The sequence below is a fragment of the Agromyces tardus genome (genome assembly GCF_003710805.1).
Classification (GTDB): Bacteria; Actinomycetota; Actinomycetes; order Actinomycetales; family Microbacteriaceae; genus Agromyces; species Agromyces tardus.
Window position 1 is genome coordinate 1 of record NZ_RHHB01000054.1, and the last position, 23,929, is coordinate 23,929.

Annotated in this window: 22 protein-coding genes and 1 tRNA gene; 10 read left to right on the forward strand and 13 right to left on the reverse strand. The window is 71.0% G+C overall.

The genetic code is table 11. From position 1 onward, the window contains the following. The 4 genes from EDM22_RS16785 to EDM22_RS16800 form a co-directional block, all read right to left on the reverse strand. Positions 1 to 222, reverse strand: a 222-nt coding sequence (locus EDM22_RS16785; protein WP_212591980.1) for a hypothetical protein, incomplete at its 3' end; no start/stop codon positions are given. A gap of 50 nt (positions 223 to 272) precedes the next feature. After that, positions 273 to 1,259 carry a Gfo/Idh/MocA family protein gene (locus EDM22_RS16790; RefSeq protein WP_122938235.1) on the reverse strand — a complete coding sequence of 329 codons (987 nt, stop codon included), beginning with the start codon at positions 1,257 to 1,259 and terminating at the stop codon, positions 273 to 275. A 45-nt stretch (positions 1,260 to 1,304) separates the two neighbouring features. Further along, the gene (locus EDM22_RS16795; RefSeq protein WP_122938236.1) at positions 1,305 to 1,766 is read right to left on the reverse strand and encodes a hypothetical protein; all 462 of its coding nucleotides are present in this window, start codon (positions 1,764 to 1,766) and stop codon (positions 1,305 to 1,307) included. After that, on the reverse strand, positions 1,763 to 2,023 hold the full coding sequence (locus EDM22_RS16800; RefSeq protein WP_138708120.1) for a hypothetical protein: 261 nt from the start codon (positions 2,021 to 2,023) through the stop codon (positions 1,763 to 1,765). Before EDM22_RS16800 ends, EDM22_RS16795 begins: the two co-directional genes overlap by 4 nt. 162 nt (positions 2,024 to 2,185) lie before the next feature. Between EDM22_RS16800 and EDM22_RS16805 the strand changes: the two genes are divergently transcribed. From EDM22_RS16805 to EDM22_RS16820, 4 genes are all read left to right on the forward strand, one after another. Then, the gene (locus EDM22_RS16805) at positions 2,186 to 3,016 is read left to right on the forward strand and encodes an SGNH/GDSL hydrolase family protein (RefSeq protein ID WP_170964178.1); all 831 of its coding nucleotides are present in this window, start codon (positions 2,186 to 2,188) and stop codon (positions 3,014 to 3,016) included. A 79-nt stretch (positions 3,017 to 3,095) separates the two neighbouring features. After that, positions 3,096 to 3,944, forward strand: a complete 849-nt coding sequence (locus EDM22_RS16810; protein WP_170964179.1) for an SGNH/GDSL hydrolase family protein — start codon at positions 3,096 to 3,098, stop codon at positions 3,942 to 3,944. A 78-nt stretch (positions 3,945 to 4,022) separates the two neighbouring features. Beyond that, positions 4,023 to 4,901: an SDR family NAD(P)-dependent oxidoreductase gene (locus EDM22_RS16815; protein ID WP_122938254.1), complete on the forward strand. Its 879-nt coding sequence runs from the start codon at positions 4,023 to 4,025 to the stop codon at positions 4,899 to 4,901. A 194-nt stretch (positions 4,902 to 5,095) separates the two neighbouring features. Further along, on the forward strand, positions 5,096 to 5,995 hold the full coding sequence (locus EDM22_RS16820) for a trypsin-like serine protease (protein ID WP_122938240.1): 900 nt from the start codon (positions 5,096 to 5,098) through the stop codon (positions 5,993 to 5,995). A gap of 139 nt (positions 5,996 to 6,134) precedes the next feature. On the opposite strand, the gene EDM22_RS16825 is transcribed toward EDM22_RS16820, so the two are convergent. The 5 genes from EDM22_RS16825 to topA form a co-directional block, all read right to left on the reverse strand. After that, positions 6,135 to 6,210, reverse strand: a tRNA-Thr gene (locus EDM22_RS16825). A gap of 109 nt (positions 6,211 to 6,319) precedes the next feature. After that, positions 6,320 to 7,885 (reverse strand): alpha/beta hydrolase, encoded by a 1,566-nt coding sequence (locus EDM22_RS16830; RefSeq protein WP_122938241.1) that lies wholly within the window; start codon positions 7,883 to 7,885, stop codon positions 6,320 to 6,322. Beyond that, positions 7,882 to 9,057 carry a DNA polymerase III subunit delta' gene (locus EDM22_RS16835; protein WP_122938242.1) on the reverse strand — a complete coding sequence of 392 codons (1,176 nt, stop codon included), beginning with the start codon at positions 9,055 to 9,057 and terminating at the stop codon, positions 7,882 to 7,884. Before EDM22_RS16835 ends, EDM22_RS16830 begins: the two co-directional genes overlap by 4 nt. Positions 9,058 to 9,128: 71 nt before the next feature. Further along, positions 9,129 to 9,749: a dTMP kinase gene (gene tmk, locus EDM22_RS16840; RefSeq protein WP_122938243.1), complete on the reverse strand. Its 621-nt coding sequence runs from the start codon at positions 9,747 to 9,749 to the stop codon at positions 9,129 to 9,131. Then, entirely contained in the window at positions 9,746 to 12,541 is a 2,796-nt protein-coding gene (gene topA / locus EDM22_RS16845) for a type I DNA topoisomerase (protein ID WP_122938244.1), read from the reverse strand. Before topA ends, tmk begins: the two co-directional genes overlap by 4 nt. Before the next feature lie 228 nt (positions 12,542 to 12,769). On the opposite strand from topA, the gene EDM22_RS16850 reads away from it, so the two are divergent. Then, the gene (locus EDM22_RS16850) at positions 12,770 to 13,006 is read left to right on the forward strand and encodes a hypothetical protein (protein ID WP_122938245.1); all 237 of its coding nucleotides are present in this window, start codon (positions 12,770 to 12,772) and stop codon (positions 13,004 to 13,006) included. A 94-nt stretch (positions 13,007 to 13,100) separates the two neighbouring features. On the opposite strand, the gene EDM22_RS16855 is transcribed toward EDM22_RS16850, so the two are convergent. The 4 genes from EDM22_RS16855 to EDM22_RS16870 are packed head-to-tail and all read right to left on the reverse strand — an operon-like array spanning position 13,101 to position 17,497. After that, positions 13,101 to 14,264 (reverse strand): bifunctional 2-methylcitrate synthase/citrate synthase, encoded by a 1,164-nt coding sequence (locus EDM22_RS16855; RefSeq protein WP_122938246.1) that lies wholly within the window; start codon positions 14,262 to 14,264, stop codon positions 13,101 to 13,103. Positions 14,265 to 14,307: 43 nt separating this feature from the next. Next, entirely contained in the window at positions 14,308 to 15,207 is a 900-nt protein-coding gene (gene prpB, locus EDM22_RS16860) for a methylisocitrate lyase (protein ID WP_122938247.1), read from the reverse strand. A gap of 8 nt (positions 15,208 to 15,215) precedes the next feature. Then, entirely contained in the window at positions 15,216 to 16,754 is a 1,539-nt protein-coding gene (locus tag EDM22_RS16865; RefSeq protein ID WP_122938248.1) for an MmgE/PrpD family protein, read from the reverse strand. Positions 16,755 to 16,807: 53 nt separating this feature from the next. Then, the gene (locus EDM22_RS16870) at positions 16,808 to 17,497 is read right to left on the reverse strand and encodes a GntR family transcriptional regulator (protein WP_122938249.1); all 690 of its coding nucleotides are present in this window, start codon (positions 17,495 to 17,497) and stop codon (positions 16,808 to 16,810) included. A 216-nt stretch (positions 17,498 to 17,713) separates the two neighbouring features. Between EDM22_RS16870 and EDM22_RS16875 the strand changes: the two genes are divergently transcribed. From EDM22_RS16875 to EDM22_RS16895, 5 genes are all read left to right on the forward strand, one after another. Beyond that, positions 17,714 to 19,684 carry an AMP-binding protein gene (locus tag EDM22_RS16875; RefSeq protein ID WP_122938250.1) on the forward strand — a complete coding sequence of 657 codons (1,971 nt, stop codon included), beginning with the start codon at positions 17,714 to 17,716 and terminating at the stop codon, positions 19,682 to 19,684. Positions 19,685 to 19,750: 66 nt separating this feature from the next. Further along, complete coding sequence (gene acsA, locus EDM22_RS16880; protein WP_122938251.1) at positions 19,751 to 21,553, forward strand: acetate--CoA ligase; 1,803 nt, start codon at positions 19,751 to 19,753, stop codon at positions 21,551 to 21,553. After that, positions 21,550 to 22,596, forward strand: a complete 1,047-nt coding sequence (pdhA, locus tag EDM22_RS16885; RefSeq protein WP_170964180.1) for a pyruvate dehydrogenase (acetyl-transferring) E1 component subunit alpha — start codon at positions 21,550 to 21,552, stop codon at positions 22,594 to 22,596. Before acsA ends, pdhA begins: the two co-directional genes overlap by 4 nt. Further along, positions 22,593 to 23,573, forward strand: a complete 981-nt coding sequence (locus EDM22_RS16890; protein ID WP_122938252.1) for an alpha-ketoacid dehydrogenase subunit beta — start codon at positions 22,593 to 22,595, stop codon at positions 23,571 to 23,573. Before pdhA ends, EDM22_RS16890 begins: the two co-directional genes overlap by 4 nt. Continuing rightward, a partial coding sequence (locus tag EDM22_RS16895; protein WP_122938253.1) for a biotin/lipoyl-containing protein occupies positions 23,566 to 23,929 on the forward strand: 364 nt, incomplete at its 3' end. The genes EDM22_RS16890 and EDM22_RS16895, both read left to right, overlap by 8 nt.

The window sequence follows — 23,929 nt, forward strand, 5'->3', positions numbered from 1 at the left end:
GAGGAGCGCGAACGCCACGACGGCGGCCGCGATGACGAGCGGCACGCGGTGGCGGCGCGCGAACGCGCCGATGCGGGCGAGCACGCCGCCCGCCGGTGCCCCGTGGTCGGGTGCCGCGTTCGCGACGCCGTCGCCCGTGGGCTCCCGCGTGGGCTCGACGTCGCCCGCGGGCGTCTCGCCGTCGCCCGGCGTGGGCTCCGCGGCATCCGATTCGTCGATCACCGGGGCATCCTACGCAGCCAGCCCGAGCGGAACCCGGGAGCCGTCGCCGCTCACTCGCCCGGGTAGCGCACCCCGATCTCGGCGCGCACCGCGTCGAGCGTGCCCATGATCGCCACCGATTCCTCGGTCGAGAGGATGTCGCCGCCGTCGAGGCGGCCGTCGGCGACGAGCTGCTCGAACGCCTCGGCCTGGAAGTGCATGCCGCGCCCGGTGACCTCGGAGCGGTACTCCTCGAGCACCGCGCCGTCGCGCGCGATCAGCCTGAAGCCCGTGGGCGAATACCAGACCGCATCGATGTCGATGCGCGCCTCGGTGCCCAGCACCGTAGCGGTGTTCGGCCCGACCGTGTCGGCCGCGGACAGCGTCGACGCGAGGCGGCCGTCTTCGTAGCCGAACTGCACGGCGACCTGCACGTCGGTGCCCGTGGGCTGGAGGATCGCGGTCGACTGGATGGACGTGGGAGCCCCGAAGAGGTCCCATGCGAACGAGATCGGATAGATCCCGAGGTCGAGCAGGGCGCCGCCGCCGAGTTCGAGCGCGTTGATGCGGTGCGCGGGGTCGCGCGGCAGGCCCTGCGTGTGGTCGGCGATGAGCGTGCGCACCTCGCCGAGCGTGCCCGCTTCGACGATCTCGCGCACGCGCATCATGTGCGGAAGGTAGCGAGTCCACATCGCCTCGAGCACGAGCACCCCGGCGGCCGCCGCGGCATCGGCGACGAGGCGCGCCTCGGCCTGGTTCAGCGTGAACGGCTTCTCGACGAGCACGTGCTTGCCCGCCTCGATCATGAGCAGGGCCGATGCCGCGTGCCACGGATGCGGCGTGGACACGTAGATCGCGTCGACCTCGGGGTCGGCGGCGAGCGCCTCGTAAGAGCCGTGCGCGTTGGGGATGCCGAACTCCTCGGCGAACGCGCGGGCCGACTCGATCGAGCGCGAGCCGACGGCCCGCACGTCGAAGCCGTTCAGCTTCAGGTCGTTCGTGAAGGCGTGGGCGATGCCGCCCGTCGCGAGGATGCCCCATCGAAGCCGCTCAGTCATGGGCGCAAGCCTATCGACGGTTCCGTCGTCGCGCCCGGGCGCGGCTCACCGGTATGCGGAGACCTGGGGATCGAAGCTCACGCGGGCGGCCGCAGCGACCACGGACGCCGCGCGGTCAGCTTCGCGCCCCAGTTCGTCGGCGCGCTCGCCGGCGCGAACCGCCCGCTGGGCCGCGACGTCCGCCCCGATGCGGGCGAGGATGCGGCCGATGAGCTTCGCGAGCCCGCCCTCGAGTTCCGCGAGGTTCGTGTCGGCGATGAGGAGCCTGCGGTCGGAGACGGCCAGTGCGATCCCGGGGTAGCCGGCCTCGGCGAGCTCGGCGTGCACCGAGTCGGCGTGGAGGGACTCGAGCTCGAGCGGGTCGGGCCGGCGGCTGAAGATCGCCGTCACCTCGTAGCGCGCGGGGGCGTCGGGCGTGCCGAGGGTGAGGGGAAGCTCGGCCGTGAGGATGTGGTCGAGGGCGAACGGGCCGACGACGCCCGGATCGCGATCGGATGCCTCGTTCATGAGGCCCGCGCCGTGCGCGCGCCGGTGTTGCCGTCGCTGTCCGCCGCACCAGCGCCGGGCCGAGTGGCGCGGCCGCCGGCGCCCGCCCTCGAAGCCGCGATGGCGGCGTCGGTCCAGCGCTCCCGGCTCTGGCCGTTCGCATCGAAGGAGTCCCAGAAGGCGAGCGTGCGGTGGTGCACGTGATCGGCGTCTCGGAGGAGGTGCTCGGGTCGCGCGGCCGGCGGGGGCGGCCGGGTGAACGCTGCTGCGGAGTCCATGACCGGACGGTACGCCCCCAAGATGTACGCGCACACATGTTCGACGACCCAGCGAGGAGGTGTCGGCAGCGGTCCCGGCCCTCGATCGGGGCCGCCGCGGCGCAGCATCCGCCCCCTGAACGGGGTGGGGCGGCGAAGCGGATACGGGACTACGGTTCGGCCATGACAACGCTGTCGAAAACCCGACGTCGCTCGACCCTCGCCGGCACTGTTCTCCTCGTCACCGCCGCAACGATGTTCGGCGCGCTTCCAGCCCAGGCGCTCCCCGGTGTCCAGGCCGGACCCCAGGCGCCGATCGCGCGCTACGTCGCCCTCGGCGACTCGTACGCCGCGGGACAGGGCGCCGGTGTCCCGCTCGACGAGTGCCTCCGCAGCACCGCCGCCTACCCGGTGCTGCTCGACGCGGAGCCCCGCACGAACCTCCTCCGCCAGGCCGCCTGCTCGGGTGACACGATCGCGGATGTCGCGGCCACCCAGTTGTCCCAGGTCAACCGCGGCACGACGCTCGTGACGCTCACGGTCGGCGCGAACGACCTCGGCGCCGGCGCGGCGTACGCGGCGTGCGCCCCCGACCCCGCCTCCGACGCGTGCGTCGCGGCGGTGGCCGCGGTACAGCAGAAGCTCTACACGGGGGTGATCGGGCAGGACCTGGCTGACCTCGTCGGCGCGATCGCGCTTCGTGCGCCGAACGCGCACATCCTGGTCACCGACTACCCCGTGCCGTTCGCGCCCGGAAGCGGTCCTGTCGCCGACCTCGTGAACGGAGCAACCATCGGCCTCGACGGTCAGATCGCCGCCGCCGTGCAGGGAGCGGCGTTGGCCGGAGCCGACGTGGAGCTCGCGAGCGTCCAGTTCGCCTTCTTCGGGCATCAGGCGGGCGACGCCGATCCCTGGCTTGGCGACGACCTCGCCGATCCGCTGACCTTCCTCCACCCGACGAGCATCGGCCAGCAGGTCTATCGCGATGCGGTGCTCGCCGCACTCGCGAGCTGATCGGAGCCGGCACATGATCACACGAGCAGTGGACGACATCGCAGCGCACACCGAGCCCGCACGGGGGCGTCGACGCCGAATGACTCTCCTCGCCGCGACGATCGTCGCGATCGCGGGACTCGCGCTCGGTTCGGCGGTCGCCGCGCCGGCGTACGCGGCATCCGCCTCGGTCGTCACCGGCAAGGGCGGCGGGGGCGGCGGCAAGCCGGGCGGCGGGGGCGGCGGGGGCAGCGGCACCGAGTTGGAGTACGCCGCGCTCGGAGACTCGTACGCTTCCGGCGTCGGCACCGGCAGCTACCTCGAGCGCACGTGCTACACGAGCTCGAAGAGCTATCCGAAGCTCCTCGACGCCGACGCGAACCTGCGGCTTGCCGCCTTCCCGGCGTGCTCGGGCGCGTCCACCGCGAACGTGATCAGCGGCCAGGTGCCGGCGATCCCGGCGACGACGACGCGGGTCACGCTCACCGTGGGCGGCAACGACGTCGGCTTCGCGAACGTCATGCAGAACTGCTTCGTGTTCGTCTCCAGTTCGTGCGAGAGCTACATCGTGGCCGGCGAGACGCTCGTCGCCAACGGCACGGTCGCCACGAACATCGCGAACACGGTGCTGGCGATCCGCGCGAAGGCGCCCGGGGCGAAGATCGTCGTCGCCGGGTACCCGAAGCTGTTCAACGAACCCAACGCGAAGTACAAGTGGGCGGCTCGGGTCAACGGCGACACCGTCGCGCTCAACGACGCGATCGAGGCGGCTGCGGTCGCGAACGGCGCGGTGTTCGTCGACGTCGAGACCGCGTTCGCCGGCCACGGCATCGGCAGCGGAAGCGCGTGGATCAACGACTTCAACTTCCTGCTGCCCAAGGAGGGCTTCCACCCGAACGCGACCGGCTACTCCGCGTACGCGACCGAGGTCCGCAAGGTCATCGGCTGAGGCGCCGAGCGCGCCGGTGGCCGTCGAACGCGGACGACGCCCGGAGCGGCATCATCCCGAGGTGGCTATCGTGGAATGGTGGCGAGGACGGTGCTGCTCACGGGCGGCGGTCGTGGCCTGGGGCGAGCGACTGCCGAGAAGCTCGCCGTCCTGGGGCACCGGGTCATCCTCGTGGCGCGCAATCCAGCCGCCGCCGACGCCGCCGTCGACGAGATCCTGCACCGCCACCCGCGCGCGCGGGTGGAAGGGCGTTCGGTCGACCTCTCCGCGCTGACCGAGGTCGGTTCCTACGCGTCCACGGAAGCCGAACGAGGCGACCCGATCGACGTGCTGTTCCATATCGCCGGCGTGATGCAGACGAGCGCGACCCGTCGGCTCACGGTGGACGGCTACGAGGAGACCCTGGCCGTGAACGTGCTCGCACCGTTCGTCCTCACCGCGGGGGTGCTGCCGGCGCTCGAACGTTCCGCTTCGGCACGGGTGGTGACGGTCAGTTCCCGCCTGCACCTTCCGGGTTCGCGCGGCGCACCGGTCGACTTCGACTTCGACGACCCGCAGCTCGCGCGCGGGTACAACCCGGACCGGGCGTACAAGAACTCGAAGCTCGCCGTGTTGTGGTTCACCTACGAGCTCCAGCGCCGGCTGGCCCCGCGCCCGATCACGGCCAACGCGGTCTGTCCCGGGTTCGTGCCGGCCACCGCGGCCGCGAGCACCACCGGGGTCATGCGGTTCGTCATGTCGTCGGTGATGCCGCACATGCCGTTCGCCACTTCGGTCGACGCGGCGGCCGAGTCGTTCGTGTTCATGGCCGTCGACCCGTCACTCGAGGGCGTCGGAGGGAAGTTCTTCGGAGAGCAGCATCCGATCGAGTCCAGCCCCCAGTCACGAGACCCGGAGCAGAGCCGCCGATTCTGGGAGCTCGCCGAACGGCTCACCGGTGCTGTGGGAGCACGGTGATCATCGCCGATTTCCCGCGCGCACCTCAGCGGGTTCCGCGTACTTCACATTCCGCGTTCGCCCGCAGTTCGGTTGAGCGAGCGGCGCTCGTCGGCGACGATCTCGTCCCCCGCGGGAGCCGGTAACGATGTAGATTTGCGATCATCGCGCTTCAACGAGGACGCGACACGCGCATCTAGAGCCGGGGGGTTGCGATGCGGGAGATCGACGAAGTGGTGGCGCGCTCGCGCGAGGTCGAGGACGAGATACTCAGCCATCCGCATGTCGTACGGGTCGGCGTGGGTTATCGCGAGCGGGCAGGCGCGAAGACCGACGAGCTCGTGATCCGGGTGTATCTGGAGAAGAAGCTGCCGCTCGATGAGGTGCCCGAGGAGCTGCGGATCCCGACCGAGTGGAACGGTATCCCGACGGATGTCATTGAAGCCAGCCCGGCGACGCTGACGGACGTCAAGGACTTCAAGGAGCGGCCGGTTCCGTGTGGTCTTGAGATTTCGCTGGTCACCGCGAATACAGCCCTGTATTGCGGCACCAGTGGTTGCTTCGTCAGGAAGAAGGGCGGTACTGACGTCTACTTGCTGACGGCAGCGCATGTGCTGAAGGTTCCGGATCACAGGATGATGGACGGGATCGTCTATCAAGCTCGCCCGTTCGGTTGGATCAATCGCGTGGCGACGACGACAGCGACCCACTTCGGCGGGACCGTGGACGCTGGAATCGCGAAGATGGACAGCGACGTCGGGCACAGGAACTACGTCTGGAAGATCGGCAATCTGGTTGGCACCGGGTCTCCGGTCCTCGGGGGCACGGTCAGGAAGCACGGACGCACGACCGACTACACGGTTGGCACCGTCACCGCCATCAGCGTGTCGATGACCCTGAACGGGACGGAATTCCGTTCCCTCGTGGAGATCACACCAGACCCCGGGTACGCGAAGTTCGCCGACGAAGGCGACTCCGGCTCACCACTGGTCAATGGTGGAAATGAGATCGTCGGCATCGTGATGGCCAAGGATGACGACTTCGCCTACGCCTGCAGGATCGACAACGTGTTCCAAACCCTCAACCTCGAGCTCGCAGACCTGCCCACGCAGTGAAGCAACGCCGAGTCGCCCTCATCACGGCGATGAAGGCCGCCGACTACGTGCACGTCGACGTCGCCGAGTTCTTCGCAGATCCAGCCGAGGAAGAGTGGGCAGATGCGAAAAGACCCGGCCTCCGAAGAGACCGGGTCTGTGGAGCCGCCTAAGGGAATCGAACCCTTGACCTATTCATTACGAGTGAATCGCTCTGCCGACTGAGCTAAGGCGGCGTGGCACTCGGTGCGCTCTCGCGTACCGACCGGCACGAGAGACTATGTTAGCGGGTTTCTCGGGCGACGTTGACCATGCCCGACGGATGCCGCCGCGCCGTGTCGACGGTCAGCACTTCGGGTCGCTCCCCGGCACCGTTCCATCGATGAAGTACGCCTCGACGGCGTCGTCGACACAGGAGTTCGACTTGCGATACGCCGTGTGCCCCTCGCCGTCGTAGCTCACGAGCACGCCGCTCTCGAGCTGGTCCGCGAGGGCGACGGCCCACTGGTAGGGGGTCGCCGGATCGCCCGTGGTGCCCACCACCATGATCGGTGCGGCTCCCTCGGCGGTGATCTTCGCGCGCTCGCGCTCGCTCTGGTACGGCCAGTTGCCGCAGCCCAGGTCGCCGTAGCCGAAGTAGGGACCGATGACAGGCGCTGCGGCGGCGATCTCGGCCGCCTCCTGGCGCATGACGCCAACGTCGAGCTGGTAGGTGTAGTCGAGGCAGTTGATGGCGCGGAACGCCTCGGTCGAGTTGTCGAGGTACGTGCCGTCCTGCGACCGGCCGTTGTAGCCGTCGGCGTACCCGAGCGCGAGGTCGGCGTCGCCGAGCATGACCGAGTCGAAGAGGTCGCTGAGGTACGGCCAGGACTCCTTGCTGTAGAGCGGGTAGATGATCGCGGTCACGAGCGTGTCGGCACCGACCTTGCGCCCATCGCTGCCCTGCAGCGGGCTCGCCTCGACGGATGCCAGGAGCCGGGCGATCTCGTCCATGGCGGCGTCCACCGAACCGCTGAACGGGCAGTCGCTCTGCTGCATGCAGTCCTCGAGGTACGCGCGCAGCGCGTCCTCGAATCCGACGGCCTGCGCGATGGTGACCTCGAGGTCATCGGCCGACGGGTCGACGGCCCCGTCGAGCACGAGGCGGCCGACCTTGTCGGGGTAGAGCCCCGCGTAGGTGGCGCCGAGGAACGTGCCGTAGGAGTAGCCGAGGTAGTTGAGCTTCGTGTCACCGAGGATCGCGCGAAGCAGGTCGAGATCGCGTGCTGCGCTCTCGGTGTCGACGTTCGCGAGGAGTTCGCCGGTGTTCTCGGAGCAGGCCTCGCCGAACGCCCGCGACGACGCGCTCACCTCGTCGATCCAGGCATCGCTGCCCCGTTCGGCGGGGACGATGCCGTAGAGGAACTCGTCCATCTGGGCGGGCTGGTAACACGTCACCGCGCTCGAGCGGCCGACGCCGCGGGGGTCGAATCCGACGATGTCGAACCGCTGCTTGAGCGGCTCCCCCACCGCGTAGTCGAGGGAATCGGCGATGAAGTCGTAGCCCGAGCCGCCCGGTCCGCCGGGGTTCACGAGCAGCGACCCGATGCGGTCGCCGGTTGCCCGGTGCCGGACGAGGGCCAGGTCGATCTCGCCGGCAGCGGGGTCGCTCCAGTCGAGCGGCGCCGTGGCAGTGGCGCATTGCATGTCGTTGCCGCAGTCGCTCCACTCGAGCACCTGCTCGTAGAAGGGCCGGAGTTCCTCGGGCACGTCCTCGCCGGTGGGCGTGGAGACGACGGGTCCGCGGTCGAGGAAGGTGGGCAGTGGCAAGCCGCAGCCGCTCAGGAGCAGCACGCTCGCGACGACGGTCGCGATGATGCCGGCGGCACGGCCGCCCGCACGCCGGCGCCGCACGCGCTGCGCGGCGCTCACGCGACACCCCGCGGGGCAGCGGCGGGGCGCCGGATCGCCGAGACGAGCATCGCCTCGAGGGCGAGTGCGGGTTGTACGTTGCCGTCGATGCGCACGCGCGCCTCCTGGATCGCGTCGAGCGTGGCGAGGGTGCGAGCGGGGCTCGCGGATGCCGCGGCGCGCTCGATGTCGCCGCGGATCTCGAGGTTGACCAGTTCGACGTCGGCGCCGAGCTGGAGGAGGAGGATGTCGCGGTAGAGCGACGAGAGGTCGACGAGGATGCGGTCGATGCCGTCGCGGAGGCTGCGCGTCGCGCGGCGCTTCTGGTCGTCTTCGAGCGCCTTGAGCTGGGAGCGCAGGGCCGCCGGCACCGCCTGCCCGGGCGCGAGCCCGAGCGAGTGCAGCGCGTGCTCCCGCTCCTCCGCGTCGCGGATCGCCGTGATCGCCTTCGCGTCGTCGCCGGCGATCTCGAGCAGCCGTGCGGCCGTGGACACGGCGGTCGCCGCTGAGCGCACCTGCAGCGCCAGCCGCAGCGTCTCGGCCCGGCGATCGCGCGCCTCCTCGCTCGTGGCGAGGCGGTGGGCCATGCCGATGTGGCTCTGCGCTTCGCGCGCAGCACGCTCGGCGACGGCGGGTTCGACGCCGTCGCGGCGCACGAGGAGCTCGGCGACCTCGGCGACGCTCGGCACCTGCAGCCGCACGGATCGGACACGCGACCGGATCGTGGGGATGAGGTCGGCCTCGCTCGGCGCGCACAGGATCCACACCGTGCGGTCGGGCGGCTCCTCGAGCTCTTTGAGCAGCACGTTGGAGGTCTGCTCGGTCATGCGGTCGGCGTCCTCGACGACGATCACCCGGTGGCGGCCGACCGAGGGCGCGTAGTGCGAACGCTTGACGATGTCGCGCACGTCGGCGACCTTGATGATGACGCCCTCGGTGGTGAGCACGTGCAGGTCGGGGTGACTGCGCGCGTCGACCAGTATGCGGGTGCGATCATCGCCCTCGGAGTCGCCCGAGATGAGCGCCACCGCGAACGCGAACGCGAGGTTCGAGCGGCCGGACCCGGGCGGACCGGTGATGAGCCACGAGTGCGCCATCTCGCTCGAGACGACGTCACCGGACGCCGCGGCAGCCGCCGACCGCAGCAGCGCGATCGCCGCGCCCTGGCCGGTCTGCTCGCTCCATACGCTCACGTGACCACGCTACCCGTCGCCGCCGACGCCGCATTCGGCGGGCTCACAGCACCGCATCACCGCGCAGGACCTCATAGCAGGGCGGCGACCCGTTCGCGGATCGTCGCGGCGATCGCGTCGACGGGCAGGGTCGCGTCGACGACGACGAACCGTGCGGGCTCGGCGGCCGCGAGGTCGAGGTAGGCGTGCCGGACCCGGGCGTGGAACTCCGCCGCCTCGGCCTCGAGCCGGTCGTAGCGAGTGCGGGCCTCGTCGAGGCGCCCCCGAGCGACGGCGGGGTCGAGGTCGAGCAGCACCGTGAGGTCGGGCGCGAGTCCCTCGGTGGCCCACACCGAGAGCGACTTCACCTCGACCGGATCGAGCACCCGGCCGGCGCCCTGGTAGGCGACCGATGAGTCGATGTAGCGATCCTGGATCACGACGTCGCCCCGGGCGAGCGCAGGGCGCACGACGGTCGCGACGTGGTGCGCCCGGTCCGCCGCGTACAGCAGCGCCTCGGCCCGGGGCGTGATGTCGCCACGATGGTGCAGGACGATCTCGCGCACCTCCACGCCGACCTCGGTGCCGCCGGGCTCGCGGGTGCGCACCACCGTGCGGCCCTGCTGCTCGAGCCAGCGCCCCAGCGCCTCCGCCTGCGTGGTCTTGCCCGACCCGTCGCCGCCCTCGAGGGTGACGAAGAGGCCGCGGCTCACGCCGTGCTCTTCTTGGCGGGGCTCGCCTTCTTCGCGGGCGCCTTCTTGGCGGCCGTGCTGCGCGAGGTGGTGGCGCGCTTCGCCTTCGGCGCCGGGCCCTTGTCGCGCTTGATCTGCAGCAGCTCGACGGCGCGTTCGAACGTGATCTCCTCGACCGACTCCGCCCGCGGGATCGTCGCGTTCGTCTCGCCGTCGGTGACGTACGGACCGAACCGGCCGTCCTTCACTCGGATCGGCTTGCCGCTCACGGGGTCGTTCTCGAACTCCTTGAGCGCGCTGGACGCGCGGCGTGCGCCGTACTTCGGCTGCGCATAGAGCTCGAGGGCGCCCGCGAGGTCGATGTCGAAGATCGCGTCCTCGCTCGGCAGCGTGCGCGTGTCTTCCGCCTTCTTGAGGTACGGGCCGTAGCGGCCGTTCTGCGCGGTGATCTCCGCGCCCGTCTCGGGGTCGACGCCCACCACTCGGGGCAGGTCGAGCAGCTTGAGCGCGGTCGCGAGGTCGACCTCCTCGATCTGCATGCTCTTGAAGAGCGACGCCGTGCGCGGTTTCACCGCGGCCGGCTTCTTCGCGGCCCGCTTCGGCTTCGGCGCCTCGACGACCTCGCCGGTCGCCGTGTCGACGGTTGCCGCAGCCTCGGCCGGCGCCTCGGGCTCGAGCTCCGTGACGTACGGGCCGAACCGGCCGTCCTTCACGACGACCTGCTTGCCGTTCTCGGGGTTGGTGCCGAGCACGCGGTCGGTCTGCACGGGCGCCTCGATGAGCTCGCGGGCCTTCGCCTCGGTGAGCTCGTCGGGTGCGAGGTCGGGCGGGAGGTTCACACGCCGCGGGGTGGCATCGGGCGCGGCATCCGCGTCGGCCGTCTCGAGGTAAGGACCGTACTTGCCGATGCGCAACGTGATGTCGGGGGCGATCACCACGGAGTTGATCTCGCGGGCGTCGATCTCGCCGAGGTTGTCGACGACCTGCCGGAGGCCCCGGTGCTTGTCGGAGCCGAAGTAGAAGCTCGAGAGCCAGTCGACGCGATCCGCCTCGCCGGCGGCGATGTGGTCGAGGTCGTCCTCCATCTCGGCGGTGAAGTCGTACTGCACGAGATCGCCGAAGTGCTCCTCGAGGAGGCGCACGACCGAGAACGCGACCCAGCTCGGCACGAGGGCCTGGCCGCGCTGGGTGACGTAGCCGCGGTCGAGGATCGTCGAGATGATCGACGCGAACGTCGAGGGGCGCCCGATGCCGAGCTCCTCGAGCCGCTTCACGAGGCTCGCCTCGGTGTAGCGCGGCGGCGGGCTCGTCTCGTGGCCCTTGGCCTCGAGCTCGGCCAGGCCGATCGCCTGGCCCTCCTTGAGCGGCGGCAGCTTGGCCTCGCCGGGCGCATCGTCGGCGTTGCGCTCCTCGTCGCGGCTCTCCTCATAGGCGGCGAGGAAGCCGCGGAACGTGATGACGGTGCCGCTCGCGGTGAACTCGGCGATGGTGCCGCCCACCGGGGCGGATGCCTGCGCGGGGGCCGCGGCATCCGCCGGCGTCGGACCGACCTCGATGGTGACCGTGGCGGTCTGCCCCTTGGCGTCGGCCATCTGCGACGCGACCGTGCGCTTCCAGATGAGGTCGTACAGCTTGAACTCGCTGCCGCGGAGCACGCTCGACAGCTCGGACGGCGTGCGGAAGACCTCGCCTGACGGACGGATGGCCTCGTGCGCCTCCTGCGCGTTCTTCGACTTGCCCGCGTAGACGCGGGGCTTGTCGGGGATGCTGTCGGCCCCGTAGAGCTTGGTGGCCTGGGTGCGCGCGGCGTTGATCGCCTGCTGCGACAGCGACGACGAGTCGGTGCGCATATAGGTGATGTAGCCGTTCTCGTAGAGCGACTGCGCGACGCGCATGGTGTCCTTCGCCGAGAGCCGCAGCTTGCGGGCCGACTCCTGCTGGAGCGTCGAGGTGGTGAACGGCGCGGCCGGGCGGCGGGAGTACGGCTTCGACTCGACCTTCGACACCCGGCGTGCCACGGTGTCGTCGCGGAGCGCCGCGGCGAGCGCGATCGCGGTGGGCTCGTCGAGCACGACCGCCGAGCCCTTCAGGCGGCCGAGGTCGTCGAAGTCGCGGCCGGTCGCGACACGCTCGCCGCCGAGGCGCACGAGCTTCGCCTCGAACCCCGAGTCGTCTGCGGTGAACCGGCCCACGAGGTCCCAGTAGCCGGCGGCGACGAACGCGAGGCGCTCGCGCTCGCGGTCGACGACGAGCCGCGTCGCGGCGGACTGCACGCGTCCCGCGGAGAGCCCCGGACCCACCTTGCGCCAGAGCACGGGCGACACCTCGTACCCGTACAGGCGATCGAGGATGCGCCGGGTCTCCTGGGCGTCGACGAGGGCGGTGTCGAGCTCGCGCGTGTGGTCCTTCGCCTGCTGGATCGCGTCTCTCGTGATCTCGTGGAAGACCATGCGGCGCACGGGCACCTTCGGCTTCAGCTCCTGCAGCAGGTGCCACGCGATGGCCTCGCCCTCGCGGTCCTCATCGGTCGCGAGCAGGAGTTCGTCGGCGTCCTTCAGCGCGCGCTTGAGTTCGGCGACGGTCTTCTTCTTGGAGTCGGAGACGACGTAGTAGGGCTCGAACCCGTTCTCGACGTCGACGGAGAACTTGCCGAGGGAGCCCTTCTTGAGCTCGGCCGGCAGGTTCTTGGGCTCGATGAGGTCGCGGATGTGGCCGACCGACGAGAGCACCTCGTATCCGTCGCCCAGGTACTGGGCGATGGACTTCATCTTGGTCGGCGACTCCACGATGACCAATTTCTTCGCGCCTGACACCGGACTCCTCTTGTGATTCGCATTGAGACGAGAGCGCACATCGTTGCCGCGCCCCCGAGCGGTGTGCTGAGTCGGCGATGCTGCGCCGACAGCCACACCATACACATACCAGCCGGGAGTGGACCGCTGCCGGGCCATCCGGCCCCCGGGTCGCGTGGCTGTGGAGGAGGGGTGCGACAGGCCGTTCGACCCCTTTCCGCAGCGACACGGGGGGAGGACAATAGCGGCATGGACACGTCATCCACCGGCTCCTACACCGCCAAGCTGATCGACGGACCACTCGAGGGGAAGACCGTCGCGACGGCGTTCCTCGACTCGGGCGATCCGAGACCCCGACTCGAACTGCAGGCCGACGCGGGCAAGCGCTACGTCTACTCCCGCGGTGCCGGCCTCGAATTCGACGCGCCCGGCGAAGACCGGCCCACCGCCGTCGAGTACCGGTTCATCGAGACCGTGTTCGACTGATCCCGCGGGGCGGGGCGGCTTGCTCGTCACCTGCCGTCCCGCCTCGGCGGCCCAGCGGGGCAGCCGACCGGCCGCCCCGACGGCCGCCGGCCCGTCAGGCCCGCACGTGCCGCTCGTCGACGCCGACGTAGGCCGACAACGGTCGGATGAGCGCGTTCGAGGCGGCCTGCTCCATGATGTGCGCCGTCCATCCCGTCACCCGCGACGCCACGAAGAGCGGCGTGAACGTGAGGGTGTCGAACCCCATGAGGTGGTACGCCGGCCCCGACGGGTAGTCGAGGTTCGGGTGGATGCCCTTCCGGGCGACGAACTCGGCCTCGAGGGTGTCGTAGAGCGCCGCGACATCCGGACGGTCGGAGTACGCGATGAGCGCGTCGAGCGCCGCCTTCATCGTGGGGACCCGCGAGTCGCCGCGCTTGTACACGCGATGGCCGAAGCCCATGATCTTGCGCTTCTCGGCGAGCGCCGCGTCGAGCCAGGGCACCACTCGGTCGGCGCTGCCGATCTCGTCGAAGACATGCATGACGGCCTCGTTGGCGCCGCCGTGCAGCGGCCCCTTGAGCGCGCCCACGGCGCCCGTGACGGCCGAGTACAGGTCGCTGAGGGTCGAGGTGATGACGCGCGCCGTGAATGTCGACGCGTTGAAGGAGTGCTCGGCGTACAGGATCATCGACACGTCGAACGCGTCGACGACGGTCGCATCGGGCACCTCGCCGAACGTCATGTACAGGAAGTTGGCCGAGTAGTCGAGGTCGTCGCGCGGCGCCACGAGGTCCTGGCCGCGGCGGCGGCGCTGGTCGTAGGCGACCACGGCGGGCAGCGCCGCGAACAGAGACTTCGCCTTCGCGAGGTTGGCCTCGGGGCTCGCGTCGGCTGCGGCCGGGTCGGATGCGCCGATCACGCTCACGGCCGTGCGCACGACGTCCATGGGGTGGGCCGTGGTCGGCAGCAGGTCGATCGCGGCGCGCACGTTCGGGCGGAGGGCGCGTCCGGCGCGCTCGGCGGCGCGGAACCCGGCCAGCTCCGCGGCGTCCGGCAGCTCGCCGTGCCAGAGCAGGTAGGCGACCTCCTCGAAGCGCTTGGCGGCGGCGAGCTCCTGTACGGGATAGCCGCGGTAGAGCAGCGAATTGGTCTCGGGGTTGACCTTCGAGATCGCGGTGACGTCGACGACGACCCCGGTGAGGCCCTTGCGGATGTCCGGCGCGGGCGCCGGCGCGGGCGAGGGCGCGGTCGCGGTCGTAGTGCTGGTGTCGGTCATGACGGATCGCTTCCTCGGATCGTTGCCGGTGGCTTGGCGGTCGTCAGCGGGCGACCGTGAAGTTGAAGATCGACGTGTCGAAGTGGTTGTAGCCCTCGTAGTCGATGAGGTCGTAGAGGTCGGCGCGGTGCTGCATCTCGCCGAGCATCGCGGTGAGCGAACCGGCATCCGTCAGCTCGTCGAGCGCACGGCCCGCGGCCCCCATCGCGATGCGCAGGAGCGAGACCGGCCAGATCACGATGTTCATGCCCACGTCGGCGAGCTGCTGCACGGTGAAGAGCTCGCTCTTGCCGAACTCGGTCATGTTCGCGAGGAGCGGTACATCGACCGCCGCGCGGATCGCGGCGAACTCCTCGAGCGACGCCATCGCCTCGGGGAAGATCGCGTCGGCGCCCGCGTCGACGAGCTTCTTCGCGCGATCGGCGGCCGCGTCGAGGCCGTCGACGGCCCGGATGTCGGTGCGTGCCATGACGAGGAAGTTCGGGTCGCGCCGCGCGTCGACCGCCGCGGCGATGCGCTGCAGGGCGGTGTGCTCGTCGACGACCTGCTTGCCGTCGAGGTGGCCGCAGCGCTTGGGGTTCACCTGGTCCTCGATGTGGAGGCCCGCGAGTCCGGCGTCCTCGAGCTCCTGCACGGTGCGGGCGACGTTCATGGGCTCGCCGAAGCCGGTGTCGGCGTCGATGATCGCGGGCAGCTCCGTCATCCGCGCGATCTGCCTCCCCCGGCCGGCGACCTCGGTGAGCGTCGTGAGGCCGATGTCGGGCAGGCCCAGGTCGGCCGAGAGCACGGCGCCGGAGATGTAGACGCCCTCGAAGCCCTTGCGCTCGATGAGCCGGGCGGAGAGCGGGTTGAACGCCCCGGGGAAGCGGAGCAGCTCGCCGCTCGCGAGGCGCTCGCGGAAGGCGGCGCGCTTGTCGGCGGGGGTGGTCTGTGCGTAGAGCATGGGGTCTCCTAGAAGATGCCGAGGGGCGACTCGACCTGCGCGAGCACGCCGGGGGCGGCGACGATGGTGAGCTGGCCGAGCTCGTCGGGTTGCAGCTCGAGGAGCCGCTGGGCGACGTCGAGGAAGCGCTCGATCTCCGCGGGCTCGAGCACGTCGGCGGCGAGCATGCGGAACTTGGCGGTGTACTCGGCGCGACCGAAGGGACGCGCGCCGAGCGGGTGCGCGTCGGCCACCGCGATCTCGTCGGTGATGACCTCGCCGTCGGCGAGCGTGATGACGACGCGACCGCCGAACGCCTTCTCGGCGATGTCGAGCGAGTGGTAGCGGCGCGTCCACTCCGCGTCTTCGACGGTGGTGACCTTGCGCCAGAGCTCGACGGTGTCGGGCCGGCCGGCGCGCGCCGGGGCGTAGGAGTCGACGTGGTGCCACGTGCCGTCCTGCAGGGCGACCGTGAAGATGTACGGGATCGAATGGTCGAGCGTCTCGCGCGAGGCGGTCGGGTCGTACTTCTGCGGGTCGTTCGCCCCCGAGCCGATCACGTTGTGGGTGTGGTGCGAAGTATGGATGACGATGCTCGCGATCTTCGACGGGTCGTCGAGGAGCAGCGGGTACGCGTGGTGCAGCTTGCGGGCGAGGTCGATCCACGCCTGCGCCTGGTACTCGGCCGAGTGCTCTTTCGTGTACGAGTCGAGGATGGCGCGCTTGGCTTCGCCGGTCTCGGGAAGCGGGACGTCGTAGGTGGCATCCGGACCGCCGAGGAGCCACGCGATCACGCCGTCTTCGCCCTCGTAGATGGGAACCGGGCTGGTCTCGCCGCGCATGGCGCGGTCGACCGCCTCGACGGCCATCTTGCCCGCGAATGCGGGCGCGTGCGCCTTCCAGCTCGAGATCTCGCCCTTGCGCGACTGCCGGGTGGCCGTGGTGGTGTGCAGCGCCTGCCCGATGGCCTGGAAGATCGTCTCCTGGTCGAGGCCGAGGAGGGTGCCGATGCCGGCGGCCGCCGACGGACCCAGGTGCGCCACGTGGTCGATCTTGTGCTCGTGCAGCGAGATCGCCTTCACGAGGTCGATCTGGATCTCGTAGCCCGTGGCGATGCCCCGCACGAGCTCCCGCCCCGTGAGCCCGCGGGCCGCCGCGAGGTGCTGCGCGACGGCGACGATCGGCGGGATGTTGTCGCCCGGGTGCGAGTACTCGGCGGCGAGGAACGTGTCGTGGAAGTCGAGCTCGCGCACCGCGACCCCGTTCGCCCACGCCGCCCACTCGGGACTCGTGCGCCGCGCGGCGTCGAGGCCGAAGACCGTGGCGCCCTCGCCGTGGATCGACACCGGATGCGACGTGGCCTGCGAGCGGGCGGAGACGACCGGCTGCCGCGTGAGCGATGCGGCGGCGACGGCGGCGTTGTCGATCACCCGGTTGATCACCATCTCGGCGACCTCCTCGGTGACCTCGACGGGGTCGGCGGCGACCTCGGCGATCCTCCAGGCGAGCTGCTCTTGGCGCGCGAGGTGCTCGTCGCTGCGATGGACGCGGACGTGGTGGAGCTGCACGGTGGGGCCTTTCGGTTCGGTTGGGCGGGTCGGATCCGGCGCTGGTGGTCGGCTCAGGCGACCTTCGGGCCGCGATCGGCCGGGGATTCGGATGTCGCCGCGTCCACCGCTTCGGATGCGGTCGCGAGCGCGTTCGTGAGGCTTCGATGCAGGTGCACGTGGGTGGCGTGGGAAGCGAGCTCGGCGTCGCGGGCCAGGATGGCCTCGACGATCAGCAGGTGCTCGCCGGCGGCGGCGCGCAGCCGCTCGGGGTTGTGCCGCGAGAGCCGCCGGATGCGGGCGGAGTGCAGCTGCACGTTGCGGAGCGCCGCGCCGAGGAACGGATTGCCCGCGGCGGCCTCGATCGCCTCGTCGAGCTCGTCGACGATGGCGAAGTACGGGCCCAGGCCCGGCTCGCCCTGCTCCAGGAGCCGGGGCGCGTCGAGCAGCCGCTCGCGGATGCCGTCGAACGGGGCGTCGTCGTGGTGCTGCGCCGCGAGGGCCGCGGCCTTCGCCTCGAGCGCCTCGCGCAGCTCGTAGAGCGAGACGATGTCGTCGCGCGAGACCGCGGTGACGACGTTGCCCCGACCGGATGCCGCGACGAGCCCGTCTGCGGCGAGTTGCCGCAACGCCTCCCGCACGGGGGTGCGGCTCACGCCGAGGCGAGTGGACTGCTCCACCTCCTGCAGCAGGGTGCCGGGCTCGAGGCTGCCGTCGAGGATCTCGGCGCGGAGGGTGCGGTACGCACGGTCACCGGCTCGCATGTGGTTCCTCCCGTCGACATCGCCGCTGGGTCTATGTATACACGGATGTCACATCAAGGTCAATATTCCGGCCCCGCACCGCGATATCGCGGCATCCGCTCGCTTTTTCAGCCTTGTGTGTATACATTGAAGGTGTTCGCACCGGGGTCGGCGCGAGCACGACCGCACGTCCCGAGGCAGTGGCACCGTCGCCCTCCTCGATGGGGAGGATCAGCGATGAGCACGACGACGACGCGCAGCTACACGCACGAGTACGCCCGGAGCATGGAGCATCCCGAGGAGTTCTGGCTCGAGGCGTCCGCGCTCATCGAGTGGGATCACGCACCCACCCGCGCCCTCGACGACAGTGCCGCGCCCATCACCCGGTGGTTCCCCGACGGCACGCTCAACGTGAGCGCGAACGCCCTCGACCGCTGGGTCGCGGCCGGCCGCGGCGACCAGGTGGCCCTCGCGTACGACTCGGCGATGACCGGCTCGAAGCGCTCCTTCACCTACGCCGAGCTCCTGCACGAGGTGTCGCTGTTCGCCGGGGTGCTGCGCGCCAACGGCGTGGCCAAGGGCGACCGGGTCGCGATCTACCTGCCCATGACACCCGAGGCCGTGATCGCGATGCTCGCCTGCGCCCGCATCGGCGCCGTGCACTCGGTGATCTTCGGCGGCTTCGCGGCCAACGAGCTCGCGGTGCGCATCCAGGACGCTGAACCGACGGTCATCGTGACCTCGTCGGGCGGCCTCGAGCCCGGCCGCAGCGTCGAGTACCTGCCGATCATCGAGAGGGCCCTCGCCATGATCGTCGGCGATCGCTCGGTGACGGATGCCGCGACCTCGTCGATCTCGGTCATCACCGAGGACGAGCTCAGCGTCGAGACCGTGATCGTGCGAAACCGCGAGGCCGTCGCCGGCAGCGCCCGGGAGTTCGACGGGCACGTCGGCGTGCGCTGGGTCGACTGGGAGGACGAGCTCGCGAAGGCCGAGCCCGTCGGACCGGTCGAGCTCGCGGCGACCGACCCGCTCTACATCCTCTACACGTCGGGAACGACGGGCACCCCGAAGGGCGTCGTGCGCGACAACGGCGGCTACGCGGTGGCCCTCGCCTGGTCGATGGCGAATATCTACGACGTCCACGCGGGCGACGTGATGTGGACGGCATCCGACGTGGGTTGGGTCGTCGGCCACAGCTACATCGTGTACGGCCCGCTGCTCGCCGGGGCGACGACGGTGCTCTACGAGGGCAAGCCGATCGGCACGCCCGACGCCGGCGCGTTCTGGCGCATGGTCGAGGAGTACCGGGTGAAGGTGCTGTTCTCGGCGCCGACCGCAATCCGCGCGATCCGCCGCGAGGACCCGGGACTCGAGCACCTGCGGCGCTACGACACCTCGAGCCTCGAGGCGCTGTTCCTCGCCGGCGAGCGCCTCGACACCGAGACGTACCACTGGATCAACGACGCGCTGCACTGCCCGGTCGTCGACCACTGGTGGCAGACCGAGACCGGTTGGGCCATCGCCGCGAACCCCCGCGGCATCGAGCCGCTGCCCGTCAAGCCCGGCTCCCCCACCGTGCCGGTGCCCGGCTATCGCGTGGCGATCGTCGACGGCAAGGGCAACCCGGTGAAGACCGGCAAGGAGGGCAACATCGTGCTCGAGCTGCCCCTGCCGCCGGGCAGCCTGCCGACGCTCTGGGGTGGTGACGAGAAGTACATCTCGTCGTACCTCACGGCCTTCCCGGGGCACTACGCGACCGGTGACTCGGGCTACCTCGACGACGACGGCTACGTCTACGTCATGGGGCGAACGGATGACGTGATCAACGTCGCCGGGCACCGGCTCTCGACCGGCGGGCTCGAGGAGGCCCTCAACCACCACCCGGCGATCGCCGAGGTCGCCGTGATCGGCGTCAAGGACGAGCTGAAGGGCCAGCGCGCCGCGGGATTCGTGACGCTCAAGCACGGCACCACGATCGACCACGACGTGCTCGTGAAGGAGCTCGTCGCGCTCGTGCGCGAGACCGTCGGCCCCGTCGCGGCGTTCCGCGACGTGACGGTGCTCGAACGGCTGCCGAAGACCCGGTCGGGCAAGATCCTGCGCAAGACCATGCGGCAGATCGCCGACGGCGAGCCCTACAAGGTGCCCGCCACGATCGAGGACCCGACGGTGCTGACGGCGCTCGAGGCGGCGCTTCGCGGCTGACGCGAGCGGGCGTCCGAGGGACGAACGGCCCCATGCCGCGCGACGGCCTCGGCCTAGTCTCCGGTCATGGAGGCATCGACGCCGTCATCCACCCGCTGGCCCGCGATCGCCAAGGACCTCGCATCCTTCCCGGTCCGGCCCAACCTCACCGACTACGACGAGGCCGTCGCCGCGTTCTCGTGGGATGACGCGCGGGGCGCGCTCGACGGCCTGCCGGGCGGTGGCGTGAACATCGCCCACGAGGCGGTCGACCGACACGCGGCGAGCGCGCTCGCCGGCCACGAGGCGCTGCGGTTCGTGCGTGCCGACGGCTCGACGAGTTCCCTCACGTACGCCGACCTGTCCGAGCGCACGGGTCGGTTCGCGAGCGTGCTGCGGGGCCTCGGCGTGCAGCGTGGCGAGCGCGTGTTCTCGCTCCTGGGGCGGATGCCGGCCCTCTACGTCGCCGTGCTCGGCACGCTGAAGCACGGCGCCGTCTTCTGCCCGCTGTTCTCGGCGTTCGGACCGGAGCCGGTGCGGCAACGCCTGCAGCTCGGCAGCGGCCGCGTGCTCGTCACGACGCGGGCGCTGTACCGCAGGAAGGTCGCCCCCATCCGCGACGACCTGCCCGAACTGCGGCAGGTGCTGCTCGTCGACGCCGACGGCGAACCCGAGCCCGGCACGCTCGACCTCGCTGCCCTCCTCGCCGAGTCGCCGCCGTACGGCGGGATCGCGGCGACCGGCCCCGAGGACATGGCCCTGCTGCACTTCACGAGCGGTACGACGGGCCGGCCGAAGGGGGCGATCCACGTGCACGACGCGGTGACGGCCCACTACGCGACCGGACGCTTCGCGCTCGACCTGCATCCCGACGACGTCTACTGGTGCACGGCCGACCCCGGCTGGGTCACCGGCACCTCGTACGGCATCATCGCCCCGCTCGTGCACGGCGTGACGGCCGTGGTCGACGAGGAGGAGATGGACGCGGACCGCTGGTACCGCATCCTCGCCGAGCAGCGCGTGACGGTGTGGTACACCGCGCCCACGGCGCTCCGCATGCTCATGAAGGCCGGAGCCGAGCGCGCGGCGGCCCACGACCTGTCGGCCCTGCGGTTCGTGGCCAGCGTGGGCGAACCCCTCAATCCCGAGGTCGTCGTGTGGGGCGAGGAGGCCTTCGGGCATCCCGTGCACGACAACTGGTGGCAGACCGAGACCGGCGGGATCATGATCTCCAACTACCCGGCGATGCAGATCCGGCCCGGCTCGATGGGGCGGCCGCTGCCGGGCATCGTGGCGGCGATCGTCGCTCGCGACACCGTGGGCGCGCCCGTGCAGCACGACGGCGAGGTCGAGCTGGTCTCCGACCCGGATGCCACGGGCGAGCTCGCGCTGCGGCCCGGCTGGCCGTCGATGTTCCGCGGCTACCTCAATGAGGAGGAGCGGTATCGCACGTGCTTCGTCGGCGGCTGGTACCTCACCGGCGACCTCGCCCGGCGTGACGCCGACGGGTACTTCTGGTTCGTGGGGCGCGGCGACGACGTCATCAAGTCCTCGGGGCACCTCATCGGTCCCTTCGAGGTGGAGTCCTGCCTCCTGGAGCACGAGGCCGTCGCCGAGGCCGGCGTGATCGGCGTGCCCGACCCCGTCGCCGGCGAGGTCGTGAAGGCGTTCGTCGAGCTCAAGCCCGGCGTCGAGGCATCCGACGCCCTGCGACTGGAGATCATCGGCTTCGCCCGCAAGCGGCTCGGCGCCGCCGTCGCGCCGCGCCTGCTCGACTTCACGACCGCGCTGCCGAAGACCCGCAGCGGCAAGATCCTGCGGCGGCTGCTCAAGGCCAGAGAGCTCGGACTGCCCGAGGGCGACACCTCGACACTGGAGGCCGGACGATGACCGAGCACGACGCGGCGCAGGCGATCGCGGCCGACCCGGAGCACGTGCGCGGGCTGCTGCGCCAGATGGTGCGGGTGCGACGGCTCGAGGAGCAGTGCGTCGAGCTCTACAGCGCCGCGAAGATCCGCGGGTTCCTGCACGTGTACATCGGCGAGGAGGCCGTCGCGGCGGGCGTGATGTCGGCGCTGCGGGCGGATGACGCGGTCGTCGCGACCTACCGCGAGCACGGCCATGCGCTGCTGAGGGGCGTCTCCGCGAGCGCGATCATGGCGGAGATGTACGGGCACGCCGAGGGGTGCTGCCGCGGCCGCGGCGGATCGATGCACCTCTTCGACGCCGCCACGCGTTTCTACGGCGGCAACGCCATCGTCGCGGGCGGCTTGCCCCTCGCGGTCGGGCTGGCGCTCGCGGACCGGATGTCGGGCCGCGACAGGGTGACCGTCTGCTTCTTCGGCGAGGGGGCGATGGCGGAGGGCGAGTTCCACGAGAGCCTCAACCTGGCTGCGCTGTGGGGGCTGCCGGTGCTCTTCTGCTGCGAGAACAACCTCTACGCGATGGGCACCGCCCTCGACCGGTCGGAGTCCCAGACCGACATGGCGCTCAAGGCGTCGGCGTACGAGGTGTCGGCGTGGGCGGTCGACGGCATGGACGTGCTCGCCGTCGAGGAGGCCGCGCGTCGCGCCGTCGACGCCGTGCGCGCGGGCGGCGGCCCGCACTTCCTCGAGCTGCGCACCTACCGCTTCCGCGCCCACTCGATGTTCGACCCGGAGCTCTACCGCGAGAAGGCCGAGGTGGAACGGTGGATGGAGCGCGACCCCATCGCGCTCCTGCGCACCGCGCTCGAGGCATCCGGCGAGCTCGCCGCCGACCAGTGGGACGCGCTCGAGCGGGAGGTGGGCGCCGAGATGGCGGCCGCCGTCGAGTTCGCGGAGGGCGGCACGCTCGAGCCCGTCGAGAAGCTCACGAGGTTCGTGTACAGCGAGCGGGAACCGACGGCACGGGAGTCCGGCGACCGTGCGCCGGGGGTGCGGGGATCACGATGAAGACGACCTATCGCGAGGCCATGCGGGCGGCAATCCGCGATGCGATGCGGCGCGACGAGCGGGTCTTCCTCATGGGCGAGGACGTCGGCCGCTACGGCGGCGGCTTCGCCGTGAGCCTCGGCCTGCTCGAGGAGTTCGGCCCGAGCCGCATCCGCGACACCCCGCTCTCGGAGGCAGGGTTCGTGGGTGCGGGCATCGGTGCCGCGCTCGGCGGCATGCGGCCGATCGTCGAGGTCATGACGGTCAACTTCAGCCTGCTCGCGCTCGACCAGATCATGAACAACGCCGCGACCCTGCTGCACATGTCGGGCGGGCAGTTCAACGTGCCGCTCGTCATCCGCATGACCACGGGCGGCGGCCGCCAGCTCGCGGCGCAGCACTCGCACAGCCTCGAGGGCTGGCTCGCGCACATCCCCGGACTGCGCATCCTCGCCCCGGCGACCGTCGAGGACGCGCGCGGGATGCTCTGGACAGCGCTCGAGGATCCCGACCCGGTGCTCATCTTCGAGCACGGGTCCCTGTACAACGTGGCAGGCGAGCTCGCCGACGACGCGGGCGCCGTCGACATCGACACGGCAGCGGTGCGGCGTCCGGGGGCGGATGTCTCGCTCATCACGTACGGGGGCACGCTGCCGACGACGCTCGACGCCGCCGACGCGCTCGCGGGCGAGGGCATCGAGGCGGAGGTGCTCGACCTGCGCACGCTCCGCCCCCTCGACGACGCCGCGATCCTCGCGACCGTCGCGAAGACCCACCGGGCCGTCGTCGTCGACGAGGGGTGGCGCAGCGGCAGCCTCTCCGCCGAGGTGAGTGCGCGCATCACCGAGTCGGCGTTCTACGACCTCGACGCTCCCGTGGGCCGGGTCTGCAGCGTCGAGGTCCCCGTGCCGTACGCGAAGCACCTCGAGCTCGCGACGCTGCCCTCGGTCGAGCGGATCGTCGCCGCGGCGCGGGAGGCGGTGGGCTCGCATGGGTGACTTCCGCATGCCGTCGCTCGGCGCCGACATGGAGCGGGGCAAGGTCGTCGAGTGGCTCGTGAAGCCCGGCGACTACGTGCATCGCGGCGAGATCATCGCCGCGGTCGACACCGAGAAGACGGTCATGGAGGTCGAGTCGTTCGAGGAGGGCGTCATCGCCGAGTTCCTCGTCGACCTCGGAGAGACGGTGCCGGTGGGCACGCCGATCGCGCGCATCACGGGCACCCCCGCCGAGGGCGCGGGTCCGAGTCGAGCGGATGCCGCGGGGCGCGGCGCAGCGACGGCGACCGCCCCGGTTGCTGCGGCCGCCGCTCCCCCGCCAGCGCCTGCGGCACGGCCGACCCGGCCGGAGCCCG

Excerpts from the sequence above, each read along its gene's own strand:
- EDM22_RS16800 (WP_138708120.1), bottom strand. The coding sequence starts at position 2,023 with ATGGACTCCGCAGCAGCGTTCACCCGGCCGCCCCCGCCGGCCGCGCGA.
- EDM22_RS16855 (WP_122938246.1), bottom strand. The coding sequence starts at position 14,264 with ATGACCGACACCAGCACTACGACCGCGACCGCGCCCTCGCCCGCGCCG.
- prpB (WP_122938247.1), bottom strand. The coding sequence starts at position 15,207 with ATGCTCTACGCACAGACCACCCCCGCCGACAAGCGCGCCGCCTTCCGC.
- EDM22_RS16790 (WP_122938235.1), bottom strand. The coding sequence starts at position 1,259 with ATGACTGAGCGGCTTCGATGGGGCATCCTCGCGACGGGCGGCATCGCC.
- pdhA (WP_170964180.1), top strand. The coding sequence starts at position 21,550 with ATGACCGAGCACGACGCGGCGCAGGCGATCGCGGCCGACCCGGAGCAC.
- EDM22_RS16890 (WP_122938252.1), top strand. The coding sequence starts at position 22,593 with ATGAAGACGACCTATCGCGAGGCCATGCGGGCGGCAATCCGCGATGCG.
- EDM22_RS16810 (WP_170964179.1), top strand. The coding sequence starts at position 3,096 with ATGACTCTCCTCGCCGCGACGATCGTCGCGATCGCGGGACTCGCGCTC.
- acsA (WP_122938251.1), top strand. The coding sequence starts at position 19,751 with ATGGAGGCATCGACGCCGTCATCCACCCGCTGGCCCGCGATCGCCAAG.
- EDM22_RS16820 (WP_122938240.1), top strand. The coding sequence starts at position 5,096 with ATGCGGGAGATCGACGAAGTGGTGGCGCGCTCGCGCGAGGTCGAGGAC.
- EDM22_RS16805 (WP_170964178.1), top strand. The coding sequence starts at position 2,186 with ATGACAACGCTGTCGAAAACCCGACGTCGCTCGACCCTCGCCGGCACT.
- EDM22_RS16795 (WP_122938236.1), bottom strand. The coding sequence starts at position 1,766 with ATGAACGAGGCATCCGATCGCGATCCGGGCGTCGTCGGCCCGTTCGCC.
- EDM22_RS16870 (WP_122938249.1), bottom strand. The coding sequence starts at position 17,497 with ATGCGAGCCGGTGACCGTGCGTACCGCACCCTCCGCGCCGAGATCCTC.
- EDM22_RS16875 (WP_122938250.1), top strand. The coding sequence starts at position 17,714 with ATGAGCACGACGACGACGCGCAGCTACACGCACGAGTACGCCCGGAGC.
- EDM22_RS16850 (WP_122938245.1), top strand. The coding sequence starts at position 12,770 with ATGGACACGTCATCCACCGGCTCCTACACCGCCAAGCTGATCGACGGA.